The 17,006-nt window shown below is 68.6% G+C and carries 17 protein-coding genes; 5 read left to right on the forward strand and 12 right to left on the reverse strand.

Annotated features, from left to right (window positions below):
- Positions 1-132 precede the first annotated feature (132 nt).
- A complete protein-coding gene (locus tag APZ15_RS04185) occupies positions 133-624 on the reverse strand; it encodes a MarR family winged helix-turn-helix transcriptional regulator (RefSeq protein WP_027788745.1) in 492 nt (163 codons plus the stop codon).
- 174 nt (positions 625-798) lie between these two features.
- Here APZ15_RS04185 and APZ15_RS04190 point away from each other — a divergent pair, with 174 nt between their 5' ends.
- Positions 799-1,083: a hypothetical protein gene (locus APZ15_RS04190; protein WP_048023998.1), complete on the forward strand. Its 285-nt coding sequence runs from the start codon at positions 799-801 to the stop codon at positions 1,081-1,083.
- A 273-nt stretch (positions 1,084-1,356) separates the two neighbouring features.
- On the forward strand, positions 1,357-2,928 hold the full coding sequence (locus APZ15_RS04195) for an efflux transporter outer membrane subunit (RefSeq protein ID WP_027788744.1): 1,572 nt from the start codon (positions 1,357-1,359) through the stop codon (positions 2,926-2,928).
- A 22-nt stretch (positions 2,929-2,950) separates the two neighbouring features.
- Here the strand turns inward: APZ15_RS04195 and APZ15_RS04200 are convergent, their stop codons facing one another.
- From APZ15_RS04200 to gspG, 8 genes are read right to left on the reverse strand one after another with little or no spacing between them, the layout of a single operon-like run.
- The gene (locus APZ15_RS04200; protein ID WP_027788743.1) at positions 2,951-3,739 is read right to left on the reverse strand and encodes a type II secretion system protein N; all 789 of its coding nucleotides are present in this window, start codon (positions 3,737-3,739) and stop codon (positions 2,951-2,953) included.
- Positions 3,740-3,770: 31 nt separating this feature from the next.
- A complete protein-coding gene (gspM, locus tag APZ15_RS04205) occupies positions 3,771-4,277 on the reverse strand; it encodes a type II secretion system protein GspM (RefSeq protein ID WP_021162223.1) in 507 nt (168 codons plus the stop codon).
- Positions 4,274-5,632 (reverse strand): type II secretion system protein GspL, encoded by a 1,359-nt coding sequence (gene gspL, locus APZ15_RS04210; protein WP_027788742.1) that lies wholly within the window; start codon positions 5,630-5,632, stop codon positions 4,274-4,276. Before gspL ends, gspM begins: the two co-directional genes overlap by 4 nt.
- 26 nt (positions 5,633-5,658) lie before the next feature.
- Positions 5,659-6,792 carry a type II secretion system minor pseudopilin GspK gene (gene gspK / locus APZ15_RS04215; protein ID WP_027788741.1) on the reverse strand — a complete coding sequence of 378 codons (1,134 nt, stop codon included), beginning with the start codon at positions 6,790-6,792 and terminating at the stop codon, positions 5,659-5,661.
- Positions 6,793-6,794: 2 nt separating this feature from the next.
- Positions 6,795-7,484, reverse strand: coding sequence for a PulJ/GspJ family protein (locus APZ15_RS04220; RefSeq protein WP_080982182.1), 690 nt, complete (start codon positions 7,482-7,484; stop codon positions 6,795-6,797).
- Positions 7,462-7,896 (reverse strand): type II secretion system minor pseudopilin GspI, encoded by a 435-nt coding sequence (gene gspI, locus APZ15_RS04225; protein ID WP_027788740.1) that lies wholly within the window; start codon positions 7,894-7,896, stop codon positions 7,462-7,464. The genes APZ15_RS04220 and gspI overlap by 23 nt, the downstream gene beginning before the upstream one ends.
- Positions 7,897-7,898: 2 nt before the next feature.
- A complete protein-coding gene (locus APZ15_RS04230; protein WP_027788739.1) occupies positions 7,899-8,468 on the reverse strand; it encodes a GspH/FimT family pseudopilin in 570 nt (189 codons plus the stop codon).
- A gap of 39 nt (positions 8,469-8,507) precedes the next feature.
- On the reverse strand, positions 8,508-8,960 hold the full coding sequence (gene gspG, locus APZ15_RS04235; RefSeq protein WP_027788738.1) for a type II secretion system major pseudopilin GspG: 453 nt from the start codon (positions 8,958-8,960) through the stop codon (positions 8,508-8,510).
- Between the two features lie 175 nt (positions 8,961-9,135).
- Here gspG and APZ15_RS04240 point away from each other — a divergent pair, with 175 nt between their 5' ends.
- Complete coding sequence (locus APZ15_RS04240; protein ID WP_027788737.1) at positions 9,136-9,546, forward strand: type II secretion system protein N; 411 nt, start codon at positions 9,136-9,138, stop codon at positions 9,544-9,546.
- Between the two features lie 30 nt (positions 9,547-9,576).
- On the opposite strand, the gene gspF is transcribed toward APZ15_RS04240, so the two are convergent.
- Genes gspF through gspD form a run of 3 tightly spaced genes read right to left on the reverse strand, consistent with a single transcriptional unit; the run spans position 9,577 to position 14,640 of the window.
- Positions 9,577-10,794, reverse strand: coding sequence for a type II secretion system inner membrane protein GspF (gene gspF, locus APZ15_RS04245; RefSeq protein WP_021160406.1), 1,218 nt, complete (start codon positions 10,792-10,794; stop codon positions 9,577-9,579).
- Positions 10,795-10,798: 4 nt separating this feature from the next.
- Complete coding sequence (gspE, locus tag APZ15_RS04250; RefSeq protein WP_027788736.1) at positions 10,799-12,298, reverse strand: type II secretion system ATPase GspE; 1,500 nt, start codon at positions 12,296-12,298, stop codon at positions 10,799-10,801.
- Positions 12,295-14,640 (reverse strand): type II secretion system secretin GspD, encoded by a 2,346-nt coding sequence (gene gspD / locus APZ15_RS04255; protein WP_027788735.1) that lies wholly within the window; start codon positions 14,638-14,640, stop codon positions 12,295-12,297. The genes gspE and gspD overlap by 4 nt, the downstream gene beginning before the upstream one ends.
- 367 nt (positions 14,641-15,007) lie before the next feature.
- On the opposite strand from gspD, the gene APZ15_RS04260 reads away from it, so the two are divergent.
- Together APZ15_RS04260 and APZ15_RS04265 are read left to right on the forward strand one after the other, a co-directional pair.
- Entirely contained in the window at positions 15,008-15,457 is a 450-nt protein-coding gene (locus APZ15_RS04260) for a lytic transglycosylase domain-containing protein (protein WP_027788734.1), read from the forward strand.
- A gap of 159 nt (positions 15,458-15,616) precedes the next feature.
- Positions 15,617-16,930: a GTP-binding protein gene (locus tag APZ15_RS04265; protein ID WP_027788733.1), complete on the forward strand. Its 1,314-nt coding sequence runs from the start codon at positions 15,617-15,619 to the stop codon at positions 16,928-16,930.
- The last annotated feature ends 76 nt before the right edge of the window (positions 16,931-17,006 follow it).

Below are 17,006 nucleotides of genomic sequence, written 5' to 3' on the forward strand. Positions count from 1 at the left end.
GGGTGTGCGCCGCAGCGCAGCCCGGCCGGGTGGAACGGATAAAGGGAAAAGGGGAGCGCGTGCCCTGTCATCTTCTGCCCAGACAGATAAATAAGCGAACGCTTAACCTAGACATGGAGGCCTCCGCGCACATCAGCAGTCCGCTTCGTCGTCGGGTTTCGGGCAGCCGGCCGTGCCGGGACCGTTGGCGATGAAGCGTTGCAGCAGGCCGGTGAGCGTCGCAAGCTCGTCGGCCGAGAAACCGTCGAGCTGCGCGTTGAGCGCGGTCGCGATCAGCGACGGCAGCGCACGGGCGGCTTCGGCGCCGCGTTCGGTCAGCGTCAGCTCGATCATCCGGCGGTCCTGCTCGCTGCGCGAACGGGCAATCAGCCCCTTGCGTTCCAGCCGGTCGAGCATTCGGGTCATCGAGCCGCTGTCGTACGACATCTTGCGGGACAGCTCGAACGGTGTACGCGCATAACCGCGCGCCAGCAGCAGGATCACGCCGATTTGCTGCGCGGTGAGGTCGAGCGGCTCGAGCGCGCGATCCATCCGCTCGACGAGCGCCTGCTTCGCCTTCGACAGGTAATAGCCGAGGCTCGTTTCCAGCGTGATGTTCTCGGGATCGTAGAGGCCGCCGGTCATGCGATTGCGCGCGCAGCAATAGTGCGTTTCGGATTTGGACGCGCCCAGTATCTTGAAAATTGATTGCTTAGTCAATATTATTCGAGACTACCAGTTACGACGTGCATGTTGCACTGCCGGAGACTATGTTCTGACCGATTCGCCCGCGCTGCCGGGCACCCGAGGATGTTCGCGATGCTGTTCCTGAAAAATGCCGCCGGCGCGCTGCGCCGCAACCTGACCGATACCGCTCACCATGTGTTTTCCGGGCCGCACCGCGGCTGGAAGATCGCGCTGTACGTGACGATGCTGGTGGTGCCGGGCGGCTCGCTCGCGGCGCTCGGGGTGGCATGGTTCGATCATCGCCGGCAGCGCAACGCGAAAGACGGTGCGCGCCGCACGGGCCAGCCGGCCGCGACGGAGCCGTCGACATGGCGGCCCGCCGCCGAACCGCTCCCGCTGCCCGCGCGCTGCCACTGACGGCGCGCGCCTTCCGCCTGCCTTCCTGACTGTTTCGTCCGAACCCCGGCCGCGCTCCGCACGGCCGGCATCGCCCGCCCGTCTTCCGGCCAGCGAGCCGTAATGGCCGGTAAACCGGCCGCTCGCGCCGGTAACACATTCCTGTCGCCGCGCACCGTACCCTTTGGGCTGCGCAGCTATCCCGCCGTCAGTTACCATTTGTCCGCCAGCGGCACGACGACCGCATCGCGCGACGCCGCTCGCCGGACGTCGCGCCCAGACAGGAATATCACCATGCCGTACGCCTCCCTCCCGCGCGCCCTTCGCCCGCTGAGCGCCGCCGTCGCCGTCGCGACGGCCGTGCTGCTCGCCGGCTGCGCCGTCGGGCCCGACTATCACCGGCCCGACACGTCGATCCCCGCCGCATACAAGGAAGCGCCGGCCGGCTGGAAGGTCGCGCAACCCGCCGACCGCACCGATCGCGGCCCGTGGTGGACGGTCTACAACGATCCGCAGCTCGATGCGCTGATCGGCAAGCTCAACGCCTCGAACCAGACCATCGCGCAATCGGCGGCCGCTTACCGGCAGGCGCGCGCGCTCGTCACCGAGGCGCGTGCCGCGTATTTCCCGACCGTCGGGCTGACCGCGTCGGGCTCGCGCGCCCGCACGCCGCGCACGTCGATATCGTCGGGTTCGTCGTCGGGTTTCGGCAGCGGTTCGTCCGGTTCGATCAACAACAGCTACAGCGTCGGCCTCGACGCGAGCTGGGAACCCGACCTGTGGGGCAAGGTGAGCCGTACCGTCAGCGCGCAGCGCGCCGGCGAAGCGGCCGCCGCGGCCGATCTCGCGAACGCGCGGCTGTCGCAGCAGGCGCTGCTCGCGCAAACCTATTACCAGCTGCGCACGTCCGATGCGCTGCAGAAGCTGCTCGACGACACCGTGAAGTCGTACCAGCGGTCGCTGACGCTCACGCAGAACCAGTACGCGCAGGGCGTCGCCGCGCGCGCGGACGTGATCCAGGCGCAGACGCAACTGCAGAGCGCGCAGGCGGCGTCGATCGACAATGGCGTCGCACGCGCGCAGTACGAGCATGCGATCGCGACGCTGATCGGCGAACCGGCGTCGACCTTCTCGCTGCCGCCGAATCCGCTCGCGGCCGAGCCGCCGATCACGCCGGTCGACGTGCCGTCCGCGATCCTCGAGCGCCGGCCCGACATCGCGGCGGCCGAGCGCCGTGCGGCGGCCGCGAACGAGCAGATCGGCGTCGCGATCTCGGCGTTCTTCCCGACCCTCACGCTGTCGGCCACCGGCGGCGTCCAGAGCTCGGTGTGGTCGCAGCTGTTCACGCTGCCGGCCCGCTTCTGGACGGTCGGCCCGCAGCTCGCGGCCACGCTGTTCGACGCAGGGCTGCGCGCCGCGCAGACCGACGCCGCGCGTGCGACCTACGACCAGGACGTCGCCGCATACCGCCTCGCGGTGCTCACCGCATTCCAGGACGTCGAGGACAACCTCGCGTCGCAACGCATCCTCGCGCAGGAAATCGACGTGCAGCGGCAGGCCGTCGACAGCGCCGAGCACGCGCTCGCGATCGTCACGAACCAGTACAAGGCCGGCACGGTCGCCTACCTGAACGTGCTGACCGCGCAGACCACCGCGTTCACCGCGCAGCAGAAGCTCGCGACGATCGCCGGGCAGCGGATGGTGTCGTCGGTCGGGCTCGTGAAGGCGCTCGGCGGCGGGTGGAACGTCGCGGAGATGGCGCGCGAGAACGGCGACATGGCCGCGCCCGCACCCGTGCCGGCGTCCGGTGCGGCCGCGCCGGCGGCCACCGCACCGTCGGTCGCCGCGCCGCTCGCGCAGAAGTAGGAAGGAAAGGGCGACGCGCGCGTCAGCGCTGCGCGTCGCCGAAGATCAGCGAAACCTCGTTGTTCCCGATCGGGTGGCCGAGCAGGTTCAGGAGCCCGGCGAGGTTCGCCTGCTGCTCGGGCGCCGAATGCGCGGTGCCGCGGAACGATCCCTGGCCGGGGCCGAAGTTGCCGTGGCCGTCGAGAAACAGCGGGCCCTGCGTCGTCGACAGGTCGAGATCGGCGCCGGCCCCCTTCGCCTGCAGCACCGCGCGGTACGAACCGAGCGGCTTCACGCGCGAGATGCGCGAACTCATCGAGTCGATCGTCACCGTCAGCTGGCCGAACGCGTTGTTGCCGATCAGGCGCCAGTCGCTCCAGCCGAGCCGCACGTCGCCTTGCAGGTCGAGCGTGTTGAACGGCGTGCCGAGCCCCGCGAGCAGCGACGCCGGCACGGCCATCGTGCCCGCCGACAACACCGCGCCGCGCCACGTCGCATCGAGCGTAACCGCATCCGGCATCGCCTCGGTCTGCCGCATGCGCATCTGCACGCGCCCGGTCAGGAGCGGCCAGAAGCCCGTGGTCCACTCGACCCGGCCCGGCAGCAGCGTCGCCGCGCTCTGGTCGGCCCCCGGCGCGAGCATCAGCGTGCCCGAACCGTGCCACAGCGACCCGTCCGGATCGACGAGATTCACGTGCCCGCCGGTCGCGCGCGCGAACTGCGGCGCGATCCACGCGGCCGGCGCGAGCGCGACGAGCGTCACCGCTGTCGCCAGTCCGCCCGCCAGTACCCACGGCAATGCGGTGGCGAGCCGCTTCATCCCCGGCCTCATCGGCCGACCGCCACTTGCGTCATCCACTGCGTCATTTCTGCGTAGACGGTTGCATCACGGCCGTCAGGTCGACCTGGCCGTCGTCCTTCAGTGCAGTGGCATGCGCCTCGCCGACCTGCACCTTGAACTGCCGGCGCGCATCGTCGAGCCACTGCGTCCACGCCGGGAACGACACGTTCTTCATCTGGATCTGCACGCCGTTGCCGACGATCTGCACCTGCGCACCCTGCATCCCGTGATCGGACAGCGACGCGGTCAGCGCATCCTTCAGCGCGAGGCCGGTCGGTGCCACGCCTTGCGCGGCGGCCGCCAGCGACTTCGCCTCGTTCGCCTGCGCGGTCATCTGCGCGAGCTCGCGGCGCATCGTCGGCAGCTCGCGCTGGATCCGCGCGCGGCCTTCCTGCGCGGGCGACCACAGCACCGAATACGCGATCGCGACCGCCAGCACGGCGCCGCCCCAGCCGAGCAGCATTTTTTCGCGCGGCGAGCGCTCGCCCCAGAACTGGGCCAGCGTCTGGTTCAGTTGTTCCGTCTTCATGAGCGGCTCCGGATCGTCCATTTGCCCGTGTTGCTGTCGACTTCGCCGGACAGTCCGTTACGCGCGAGGCGCTGCGTGAAATCGGGATCGACCTTGATCTCCGGCTTGAAGCCGACGTCGAGCCGCCGGTCGTGATAGTCGAGCGACGCGATGCCGTTCAGCGGCAGCGCACCCATCGATCGCGACAGCCCGCTCGACAGCGCGAGGAAATCGTTCGGCGACAGCTCGCCGGCCGCCACGCGCAACTGGTCGAGCTGGCGCTGCATCTGCGCGGGCGGATCGAGCACCGTCGTCGTCTTCGGGAATGCGGACAGCAGCGTTTCGGTGATCTGTGCCGACAGCGCATCGCGCTCGCGCGACAGCTTCCACCAGTGCAGATTCATCCCGATCACCGCCACGCCGAGCGTCGCCGCGGCGAGTGCGAGCGGCACGCGCAGGCGCTTCACCGTCGCGCGGTCGAAGCGCCACGGCTGCGATTCGAATTCGAACTGGCACAGGTCGAACTTCTCGGTCAGCGCGCGCCGCGCGAACGCGTCGAACGACAGCGGCGCGGCACCCGGCAGCAGCGGGCCGTCGGCGCGGCCGACCGACGCGAGCCGCGGCTCCGCGCCCGGCTCGCCGAGTTCGTACAGTTCGACGTCGCCGCCGCCCGCGAGCGCGGCCAGCGTGCCGGCCGCGCGCGACGCGGGCGCCGCGAAGCCTTCGCCGAGCGCACCGCGCGCGACCGCGAGTTCGAGGCGCGGCGCACCGGCCGCGGCCGGCAGCGCGCCGGCCTCGACGAGCACCGGTTCGACCGGCGCCGCGAGGCCGAGCACCGCGGCCACCGTCGCCGGGCGGGCCGGCGGCGTGTCGACGGCGTCCGCGGCAACCGCCGCAACGTCGACCTCGCCGTCGGCCGGCGCGGCCGGTGCGTGCGGCGCCGGCAGGCAGCGTGTCGCGGGCACCGCGCTCAGGTGCCGGTGGCCGGCCGCCGTGAACGCTTCGCAGATCGTGCGGAACCACGCGCGATCGACGACGGCCAGCACGCGGCGCCCGTCGGGCAGCGCATCCGGATCGAGCGCGATGTGACAGCCGAGCGGATCCTGGATCAGCTGATCCTCGACGATGTTGGGCAGCGCCTGGCGCAGCTTCGGACCCTTGAGCGGCGGCACGGTCGCGGCCAGCAGCAGCACGTCGCGCGCGGCGACGATCAGCACCGTCGCATTCGCGCGCGGCAGCAGCGCCAGCGCGGCGCGGCCGGCGCGCTGCACGTGGCCGGCCTTGTCGACGAGCGTGAACGGCAGCTCGGGCCACTGCCATTCCTGCAACGGCACGGCAGGCTCGCGCGGCGGCAAAGAAACAATCAACGTGCTCACAAGAGCTCCTCTCCCGAATGGCGTCGTTATAGCTGGTCGCGAATGCGCACGACCCGTGTCGAATGCGTGGTCGGATCACGATACACGAGCGAGGTGCGATCGACCTCCGCGCGTTCGTGCTGGATCCGGCCATGCACGATGAAATAGCTCGAATTGACGTCGACGAGACTCGAGTCGAGCGTCACGTTCGGCGGCGCACCGGCGCCGCGCAGCGCGAGCTGCACATCGGCGACGTTGCGGAAAAACACGGTCTCGCGGCGCGACACGAGCGCCTGCGCGGACGACACGCTCATCCCCGGGATCAGCGCCGCGATCACCTCGGCCGGCGCGGTGTTCATGTTCACGGGCGTCGTGGTCGGCAGCACGGTGACGAACGGGCGCAGCCGCGCGACCATCTCGGGCGTCACGCCGTCGACGTCGAGCAGGCTGTCGACCCCCGTCATCATCAGCGGCGCGGGCCCGCGATCGCCGCCCGTCATGCCGGGATCGTCGGTGAAGCCGCCGCCGCCCTGCTGATCGGTCGCCACCGGCGCGGTGACCGGCGGCGCCGTGCCGCCGCCCGGCAGCGTGGGCATCTGAAAACGCGTCGCCGAATTCAGCAGGCCCGCGCGCACTTGCAGCGCGACGCGTTTCGCGAACGCGCCGTCGTAGCCGAGCGTCGTCAGCAGGCGCTGGAACGCCTGGACCTGCGTGACGTTCAACTGCAGCACGCCGGGCGCCGGCGACGCCACGAGGTTGCGCAGGTTGAACTTCGCCTGGGCGTCCTCGATCGAGCCGGAGATATAGGTGTCTTCGCCGCCGGCGTCGTTGGGCGCGCCGATCCGCCCGAGGAAGTCCGACAGTTTCGTCTTCGCGATCGGCACGCCCCAGATGCCGCCGAGGTACGTGATGCCGGGCGCCGTATCGCCTTCGGAGCGCAGGATCATCCGCGTCCAGTCGAGCGCGCCGCGCGCGACCCACTGCGCCTGCGCGATCTCGCGCTGGTTCTCGATGCGGCGGATCTGCACCTGCTGGCGCCACAGCATCCCCGAGACGAGGATCGCCGACAGCGCGACGACGAGCAGCGCGGTGATGATCGCCGCGCCGCGCTGGCGGCCGCGTGCCCGTGCGTGACCGGCAGCACGGGCGGCAGGCAATGAACGGGGAGGGCGCGCGCGCATCGTCATTCCCCGACGAGGAAGATGCGCGTGACCGGCACGCGCAGCGACGTCGCACCGATGCTGACCTGCAGCCCCGTCACCGCGCGCGTCGGCGGCGCGTTGCCGAGCTGCGGCACCTTGAGCGCATCGTTGTTCTGCGCGAGCGCGTCGTCGGCCGTCTGCAGGTTGGTGGTCCAGCCCACGCGCGGCACGTACAGCTTCGCGTCGATCGCGCCGACGCCGCCCATCAGCGCGACCCAGCTCCAGCCTTCGACGCTGCTGTCCTTCAGCATGCCGCGCAGCCGGTTCGCGTCGTCGATCGGCGGCGACGCGTAGCGCACGACCCGCCCGCCGGCGATCCGGTAGCGGACCACCTGCAGCCGCGGCGCGACGCCCGGCACCTCGAGTTCGCGGACGATCTGCAGCGTGTTGCCGGCGACGCCGATCGCCGGCTGGCCGGCTTCGTCGTCGGTCGCGGCGAGCCGCGCGTCGATGCGCATCTGGTCGAACATCTGCGCGAACACGCGTTCGTCTTCCATCGCGGCCGCGACCTTGTCGCGACCGCGCATGATCTGGTCGAGCCCGCGCCACGCGAGGATCGCGACCACCGCGAGGATCGCGATCGCGATCATCAGCTCGATCAGCGTGAAGCCGCGGGCGGGGCGGGCGAACGGGCGTCGCATCGGCGCGTCAGAGCGGACGGCTGGTTTCATTCGCGACCACCGTCACCATCTGCGCGAGCACGCCGGCCTGCCCGGGCGTGCTCACCGAAATCCGGACGCGCCGGAACACCGGGTTGGGCGTGGTGCTCACGCGCTGCGTGCAGACGAGCTGCACGTTGCCTTGCGAGCAGTCGAAACTCTGCTCGCCGATCTCCGGCCACGCATGCGTGAGCCGCATCTGCGCGAGCGCGTTGTCGGCGCTCCAGCCGGCGAGCAGCCGGCGATGAAGATCGGAGGCGTTGGTCGCCATCGTCCCGACCGCGCGGATCGACGCGGCGAGCGCGACCGCGATGATCGCGAGCGCGACCAGCACCTCGATCATCGTGAAACCGCGCCGCGCATGCAGTCCCGTTGGGGCATGGCGGTGCGATGAAGCAACGGGGAAGGGCAGGCGACGACGCATCGTCATTGCACCTCGTAGCGGCCGTTGCCGGTGCCGACGATCGTCGCGCTGCCGGCGGCCGAATGCAGCGTCACGCGCACCGGCGTGTCGATGCTCTCGGTGCCGAACACGACGCGGCTCGCGCGCGTGTCGGACCCCGGATAGTCGATGTCGGCGCCCGTGACGCCGCCATCCCAGTCACGCGGGCGCAGCAGGTCGTCGCGCAGCGTGCGCCAGCCGTCGGGCGAGCTCACGTCGAAACGGAAGCCGTGTGCGGTCGGCTGCCATGCGATCGGCCGTGCACGCACCTGCGCCTCGTCGCCGGCGGTCTCGAACAGCAGCGCGATGCGCTGCGCTTCCTCGCGCAGGTCGGTACGCGGATTGCGCGTGAGCGACAGCGACGCGAGCGACACGAGCAGGCCCGCGATCACGAGCACGACCAGCATTTCGAGCAGCGTGAAGCCGCGCGTGCGACGCCGCCGCGCACCGTGCTTCGTCGGCCCGCCGTAGGCATGCGCCGGCACAGACGAAGCCGCGCCGCGACGCACACGGCGGTCGCGACCGCAGCGGGAGGTCGTGCGAATGGCGAGCATGAAGAACGGGAACGAAGCGTCGGGCCGGTCAGTGAGCGCTTATTGCCACGAACCGATGTCGGTATCGTTGCCGTCGCCGCCTTCCTTGCCGTCGGCGCCGTAGCTGAACACGTCGATCTCGCCGTGCACGCCCGGGTTCAGGTACTTGTACCCGTTGCCCCACGGATCGTTCGGCAGGCGCTCGAGATAACCGCCGTCCTTCCAGTTGTTCGGGATCGGATCGGTGGACGGCTTCTGGATCAGTGCGTTCAGGCCCTGATCCTGGGTCGGGTAGCGGCCGTTGTCGAGACGGTACAGCTTGAGCGCCTGCATGATCGTGCCGATGTCCTGTTTCGCGGCGATGCGGCGCGCCTCGTCCGGGCGGCTCATGATCTTCGGCACGATCAGCGCCGCCAGGATCCCGAGGATCGCGACCACCACCATGATCTCGATCAGCGTGAAACCGCGCTGACGACGCACGGCCGCGTTGCGGCGAGTGATCCACGTTTGCATGACTGACTACCTCTTTCCAAAAAATGTCGTTGGTTGCGTGACGCGCCCGGTGCACCGGACGATTGCCTGACGGCAACCTTCCGGACCCGCGGGCGCGGAGCACGCATTGTAAGGCGCGCATTGCCGAGGGCTTTCACCCAACGCAAATTTCACATAGATCCGTACAATAGCGCGCATGAACGCGCTCTCGATCCGGATCCTCTCCCTAGCCCTCTTCGCGGGTTTGTGCGCGACGGCCACCTACTGGGTCGTCACGCTGTCAGCCCGTGAAGCGCCGCTGCCCGCCGCCGCCGCGCGGCTGCCGATCCGTACCGAGGACGCCGCGGCGCTCTTCGGCGGTCAGCTCGACAAGAATCCCGTGCAGGACATCCACCTGTTCGGCATCCTCTCGCTCGATCGCGGTGCCGCCGCGATCGTCGGCGTCGGCGGCGAACCGCCGCGCGCCGTGTCGCTCGGTGCGGAGGTCACGCCCGGCGCGAAGCTCGCCGAAGTCCGCCCCCGCTCGATCGTCGTCGACCGCAACGGCGCCCGCGCCGAAATCCAGCTGCCGGCGAACACGCCGTCCCCCGCGATCTACATGCGCTGAACGGCAGTGGCCCGATCGACTGTCGGGCCGTTACTGCACCATGTTGTTCAGCTCGATGATCGGCAGCATCACGGCCAGCACGATCACGAGCACGATGCCGCCCATCGCCAGGATCAGGAGCGGCTCGAGCAGGCTCGTCAGGAACATCGTGCGGCGCTCGAGCTCGCGCGCTTCGCCTTCGGCCGCGCGATCCAGCATCGTCGTCACGTCGCCCGTCGCTTCGCCGGAACGGATCAGGTGCACGAGCACCGGCGGAAACGTCTTCACGTTGTTCAGCGCGCGCGACAGCGCGGAGCCTTCGCGCACGCGCACGATCGCGTCGTCGATGTTCGCGCGCATCGCGCGGTTCGACAGCGTCTCGCCGGCCGCCTGCAACGCGCGCAGGATCGGCACGCCCGCCGCGGTGAGGATGCCGAGCGTGCTCGCGAACCGCACCGTGTTGTAGCCGCGCACGAGCTTGCCTGCCAGCGGCGCGGTCAGCACCCAGCGGTCGAAGCGCAGCCGCGGGCCGTCACGCGACAGCGTCGCCTTCACGAACCACACGACGAGCACGACCGCGATGAGGATCGCCCACCACCAGTGCCGCACGAAATCCGACAGCGCCATCATCACGATCGTCAGCACGGGCAGCTGCTGCTTCGTGCTCGCGAACACGTTGACGACCTGGGGCACGACATAGCTCAGCAGGAACGTGACGATGCCGAATGCGATCAGCGTGACGATCCCCGGATACGTGAACGCCAGCAGGATCTTCTGCTTCAGCGCGTTGCTTTGCTCGATGTAGTCGGCGAGGCGCGACAGCACGATGCCGAGCTTGCCGGTGTGCTCGCCGGCCGCGACGAGCGCGCGATAGATTTCGGGGAAGTCGCGCGGATGCTGGCCCAGCGCGTTCGCGAGCGAATGGCCGCCGAGCACTTCCGCGCGGATCGCGGCCATCAGTTCGCGGATGTAGTCGCGCTCGGCCTGCTCGGTCAGCACGCCGAGCGCCTCGTCGAGCGGCAGCCCCGCGATCAGCAGGCTCGCGAGCTGGCGCGTCAGGATCGCCTGTTCGCGCTGCGACAGCTTGCGGCCGAACGCGAGCCGCTGCGACCGCGCCCCGCGCGTCGCGCTGGCGGCCGGCTCGACGACGAGCGGCGTCAGCCCCTGCGTACGCAGCTGGCCGCGCGCGGCACGCGCGCTGTCGGCGTCGATGACGCCCTTCTGCGCGCGTCCCGCCGAATCGATTGCTTCGAAACGGAATGCCGGCATCGCGCTATGCGCCTCCCGTCACGCGCAACACTTCCTCGAGCGACGTCGCACCGGACGCGAGCCAGCGCTCGGCGTCGTCGCGCAGCGTGCGCATCCCTTCCGCACGACCGGCGGCGAGAATCTCCGCGTCGGCCGCGTTGCGGTGGATCAGCGAGCGGATCGACTCGTCGACCAGCAGCAGTTCGTACACCCCGCGCCGGCCCGCATAGCCCGAATGCCCGCACTTGTCGCAGCCGACCGGATGCCACACGGTGCGGCCTTCTTCCTGGCGTTCTTCCTTGCAGACGGGGCAGAGCTGGCGCACGAGCCGCTGCGCGAGCACGCCGAGCAGCGACGACGCGAGCAGGTAGGGTTCGACGCCCATGTCGGTCAGACGCGTGACGGCCGATGCCGCATCGTTCGTGTGCAGCGTCGCGAGCACGAGGTGGCCCGTCAGCGACGCCTGCACCGCGATCTGCGCGGTTTCGAGGTCGCGGATCTCGCCGATCATGATCACGTCCGGATCCTGGCGCAGGATCGAGCGCAGCGCACGGGCAAAGGTCATCCCGATCCGCTCGTTCACCTGCGTCTGGCCGATGCCGCCGAGGTCGTATTCGATCGGGTCCTCGACGGTCATGATGTTGGTCGTCGCGGTTTCGAGCCGCGACATCGACGCATACAGCGTGGTCGTCTTGCCCGAACCGGTCGGGCCCGTGACGAGCACGATGCCGTGCGGGCGGGCGATCAGCTTGTCGAACTGGACGAGCGTGTCGCGGCCCATCCCGAGCGCCTCGAGGTTCAGCCGCTGCGCATCCTTTTCCAGCAGACGCAGCACCGCACGCTCGCCGTGGCCCGTCGGCAGCGTCGACACGCGCACGTCCACCGGCCGGCCGCCGACGCGCAGCGTGATGCGGCCGTCCTGCGGCAGGCGCTTCTCCGCGATGTCGAGCTGCGCCATGATCTTGATCCGCGAGATCAGCGCACCGTGCAGCGCTTTCTTCGGCCGCACGACGTCACGCAGCGTGCCGTCGACGCGAAAGCGCACGACGGAAGCGTTCTCGAACGGCTCGATGTGGATGTCCGATGCCTGTTCGCGCGCCGCTTGCGTGAGCAGCGCGTTGATCATCCGGATGATCGGCGCGTCGTCTTCCGATTCGAGCAGATCCTCGACTTCGGGGATGTCCTGCATCAGCCGCGACAGGTCGACTTCGCCTTCGACCTCGCCGACCACCTGCGCGGCGCTGCCGTCCTGGCGCGCGTACGCGTGGTTGATCGCCTGCGCGAGCTCGTCGGCCGGCACGCGATGCACGGAGATCGAGCCGAAGTTGCGCGCGATCTCCGCGAGCGCGGCATCGCTCGTGCGTTCGCTGATCCACACCTCGAGCGTATCGTCGAGCTGGTGCGCGATCAGCACCTGGCCGCTCTTCGCGAAGCCGTACGGCAGCAGCCGCGCGGCGAGCGGCGACGGCGGCTGGCGTTCGCCCGGCGCGCCGTCGTGGGCGGAAGAGGCGAGCACGTCGCTCACTGCGAGGCTCCCGGCGTGGCGGTCAGCGGCTGTTGCGGCACCGCCTGCTGCGGCACGCTCTGCGGCTGCGCGGGCGTCGCCTCCGGCAACGGCTGGGCCGGCACCGGCACCACCTGGCGCTGTACCTGCTGGCGACGCATCTTGTCGAGATCGAACAGGTTGCCCGCAGCCGTGCCACCCTGGCTCGGGCCGATCGGCATCGGCGGGACGACCGGATCGTCCTTGTCGCGCATCACGTTGTTGTCGGACTTGTACGCGCCCGTCACGCCCTGGATGTAGTCGTAACGATTGGCCGTGACTTCCTGCGCGGTATTGCGATCGGAAATGATCACCGGGCGCAGGAATACCATCAGGTTGGTTTTCTGGCGCAGCTTCGTTTCGGAACGGAACAGCTGGCCGATCCACGGAATGTCGCCGAGCAGCGGCACCTTGCTGTTCGACACCTGGTAGTTGTCCTGCATCAAGCCGCCGAGCACGATGATCTCGCCGTTGTCGGCCAGGATCGTCGACTGGATCGAGCGCTTCGTGAAGGTCGGGCCGGTCTGCGCGCTGGTCGTGCCGGCGACCACCGCCGAATCCTCGGTGTAGAGCTGCAGCTTGAGGATCCCGCCGTCGGTGATCTGCGGCTTCACGTGCAGCGTCAGGCCGACGTCGCGACGGTCGTAGGTATTGAACGCGTTGTTCGTGTTGCCGCTCGTCAGGTTCGAATACGAACCGGTCGCGATCGGCACGTTCTGGCCGACGACGATCTTCGCTTCCTCGTTGTCGAGCGTGATCAGGTTCGGTGTCGACAGCACGTTCGCGTCGCTCACGCCCGAGAAATACTGCAGCAGTGCGCCGAGCCCCTGCACGCCGAACATGTTGTGCAGCCAGCCGATGTTGAGCCCCTGGCTCAGCGCCCCGAGATTGTTGGCCAGCCCGCCGCCGGTGATGCCGCCGGCGGCGTTGGCCACGCCGCCCGCCGTCAGGTTGATGATGCTGTTGCCCAGACCGCCAGTGGGGTTCAGGTTCGTGCCGCCGAGAAACTGGCCGCTCGCGACCTGCCACTGGATACCGAGGTTGCCGGACGTATTCGAGTTCAGCTCGACGATCAGCGCTTCGATATAGACCTGCGCGCGCCGCGCGTCGAGCTGGTCGATCACCGAGCGCAGGTTCCGGTACACCGGATCCGACGCGGTGATGATCAGCGAGTTGGTCGCCGCGTCGGCCTGGATCATGCCGCCCGGCTGGTTGTCGTCGCCTTTGTCCTTGTCGCCGCCGAGCAGGCCGGCGCTGCCGAGACCGCCGCCGCTGCCCGACGAACCGCCGTACCCCGACGAGGACGACGAACCGCCGAGGCCGCCCGACGGCAGCGGCGGGGTGCCCGACGTGCCGGTCGAGAAGTTGCCGCTCGACGACGAGCCGCCGTTCTGGTTGAAGCTGTTCGCATCGTTGGACGATGCCGACGAGCCGCTGTCGCTGCCGCTCCCCTTGCCGAGCATGCCGCGCAGCGTCTTCGCCAGCTTCACCGCATCGGCATTGCGCAGCGGCACGACATGCATGTTGCCGGGCACCCCGCTCGGCGCGTCGAGCTGCTGCACGAGCCGCTTCGCGGCCGCGAGGCGCGACGCGCTCGATGCGCGCAGCAGCAGCGAGTTGGTCCGCGGGTCGGCCGTGACCGACACCTTCAGCGTTGCGTCGCTGTTGCCGATCGCGCCCGGGTCGAGCATTTTCTGCAGCTGCGCGGCGAGGTCGATCGCGTTCGCGTTGCGCAGCGGAACGACCTGCACCTGCGCGCCCGCGGCGCTGTCGACGCCGGCGATGATCTGCGCGATGCGTCGCACGTTGTCCGCGTAGTCGGTAACGACGATCGTGTTGTTCGCCGGGTAGGCCGTCACCGTGTTGTTCGGCGAGATCAGCGGCCGCAGCACGGGCAGCAGGTTGTTCGCCGATTCGTTGTGCAGCTCGAACACCTGCGTGATCACCTGATCGCCGCGCGCCTGCGGCGCGTTGCCGACGTAGGTCGGCACGCCCTGCAGCTTCGCGTCGGCCTCGGGCACGACCTTCAGCACGCCGTGATCCTGCACGAGCGCGAAGCCCTGCATCCGCAGCGCGGACTGCAGTGTCTTCAGCGCCTGGTCTTCCGGCACCGGCCGTTCGGCCACGAGGTTGAGCTGCCCCTTCACGCGGGGGTCGACGATGATGGTCTTGCCGGTTGCGGCACCGATCGCCTTGGCGACCTGGTCGATATCCGCATTCACGAAGTTGAGCGTGACCTGAGCGTAGGCGGCCTGCGAAACGATGAGGCCGGCGACGATCAGGGTCGTGGCGACACGCCGCATAACGAAGCGATTTCTTGTCATGGATGAATGGGTCGATGCCGGCTCAGGCCACTTCCGGCGGTAGTGCTGGGATCCAAGTCCTAAAGAGGCGACATTAGCAGTTTTTCATGTCCGAAATATCACATTGACCCGAGGACTGTCTCACATACGACATGTATTCTGCGAGCCGTATGCAATATGTAATGTTCGGCGCTATGCTCTGCATCCCGGCCATCGCCCCCGTTTCACGATGAACCGACACGGAAATGCGGTATAACCGGGCTGCCGTATTCCTGTATGTCGCAAGCTGACGGACTGTCGGTATGATACGGGCGGCGCGTTTCTCATCGCACGAATAACAGGCACGGGTTTTCCCGACCTTCGCGCAATTTATTATCGATTCCGCACCATGAACAGACGGTTCGCCTCGATTGCGTTGATCGCCGCCGGCGCGTGTTTCGCCAGCGCGAACGCTCGCGCGGACTGTTTCGACGAGGCGGCAAAATATCAGCAGGTCAATCCGCTGATCCTGCGCGCGATCGCGTGGCAGGAGTCGCGCAACCGGCCCGGCGCGCTGAACAAGAACACGAACGGCTCGGTCGACTACGGCCTGATGCAGATCAATTCGATCCACCTGCCGACGCTGTCGCGCTACGGGATCGGCCGCGACACGCTGATGGAGCCGTGCAAGAACGTCTACATCGCCGCGTGGCATCTCAAGCAGAAGATGAACCGCTACGGCAACACGTGGCAGGCCGTCGGCGCCTATCATTCGGAAACACCGTCGCTGCGCGACAAGTACGCGCGGCAGATCGCCGCCATCCTGACGCAGTGGAAGCTGTTGCCGCCCGTGCAATGACGCTGCTGCCCGGCGCGGCCTGACGCCGTACCGGCCGGCCGGCGCGCGTTTGATGCACAATGCGGATCTCACGCCGCAATTTCGCCCGTCCGCGGGACGATCGCGCCCCGGAAGGGCGCCGCGGCCGCTTGTTCAATTTTTCCGTTGGTGCGTATCGCTATGAATCCGGCTATGAACCAGCCGTTGCCCGTCACCGTGCTGTCCGGTTTCCTCGGCGCCGGCAAGACCACGCTGCTCAACCATGTCCTCGCGAACCGCGCGGGCCTGAAAGTCGCCGTGATCGTCAACGATCTCGCTGCGGTCAACATCGACGCATCGCTCGTGCGTGACGCGCAGGCGCTGTCGCACGTCGAGGAACGCCTCGTCGAGATGTCGAACGGCTGCATCTGCTGCACGCTGCGCGATGACCTGCTCGTCGAGATCCGCAATCTCGCGTCCGAAGGCCGCTTCGACGCGATCATGATCGAATCGACCGGTATCGCGGAGCCGATGCCGATCGCCGAAACCTTCACGTTCGTCGACGACGACGGCACGTCGCTGTCCGCGATCGCGCGGCTCGACACGCTCGTCACCGTGGTCGACGCGTACAACTTCCTCCGCGACTACGGCTCGGACGACGCGCTCGCAACCCGCGGCATCGCCGCCTCGGAAGAGGACGACCGCACGCTCGTCGAGCTGCTGATCGAGCAGATCGAATTCTGCGACGTGCTGGTGATCAACAAGGCCGACCTCGTCGGCGCCGACGAACTCGCACGCCTGCAGCACATCCTCGCGCGCCTCAACCCGCGCGCGCACCAGGTCGTGTCGACGTTCGGCAACGTGCCGCTCGACGAAGTGCTGAACACGGGCCGTTTCGATTTCGACGAGGCCGCGAACGCGCCGGGCTGGCTCGCATCGCTCGATCACGATCACACGCATTGCGACGACCCGGACTGCCATGACGAACATCATGCGCACGTGCACGGCGAAGCCGACGAATTCGGCATCGGCAATTTTGTCTACCGTGCGCGCCGGCCGTTTCATCCGGCACGGCTCTGGGCGCTGCTGCACCAGGAGTGGCCGGGCGTGCTGCGCAGCAAGGGCTTCTTCTGGCTCGCGACGCGCAACGACATCGCGGGCTCGCTGTCGCAGGCGGGCGGCGTATGCCGCCATGGCCCGGCGGGTCTGTGGTGGGCGGCGCAGGATCGCGCGGAATGGCCGGACGACGACGAACTGCTCGCGGAAATCCGCGCCGAATGGCACGGCGATCTCGACGATCGCGCAGTGGGCGATCGCCGGCAGGAACTCGTGCTGATCGGCATCGCGCTCGACGCGGATGCGTGGCGCGAGAAACTCGATGCGTGCCTGCTGACCGATGCGGAATTCGCGCTCGGCGCGGCGGGATGGCACGCGTTCGACGATCCGTTCCCGGTGTGGGATATCGATTCGCACGACGACGACGATCACGGCGACACGCAGATCGTGCACGTGTAACGCGTTGTAAAAACAACCGTTAAATCTTGCAAGAGTGGCGCGGACTGTGGCGAAAATGCCGCGCGCGCCCAACAAA

This window comes from Burkholderia cepacia ATCC 25416, from assembly GCF_001411495.1.
Lineage (GTDB): Bacteria > Pseudomonadota > Gammaproteobacteria > Burkholderiales > Burkholderiaceae > Burkholderia > Burkholderia cepacia.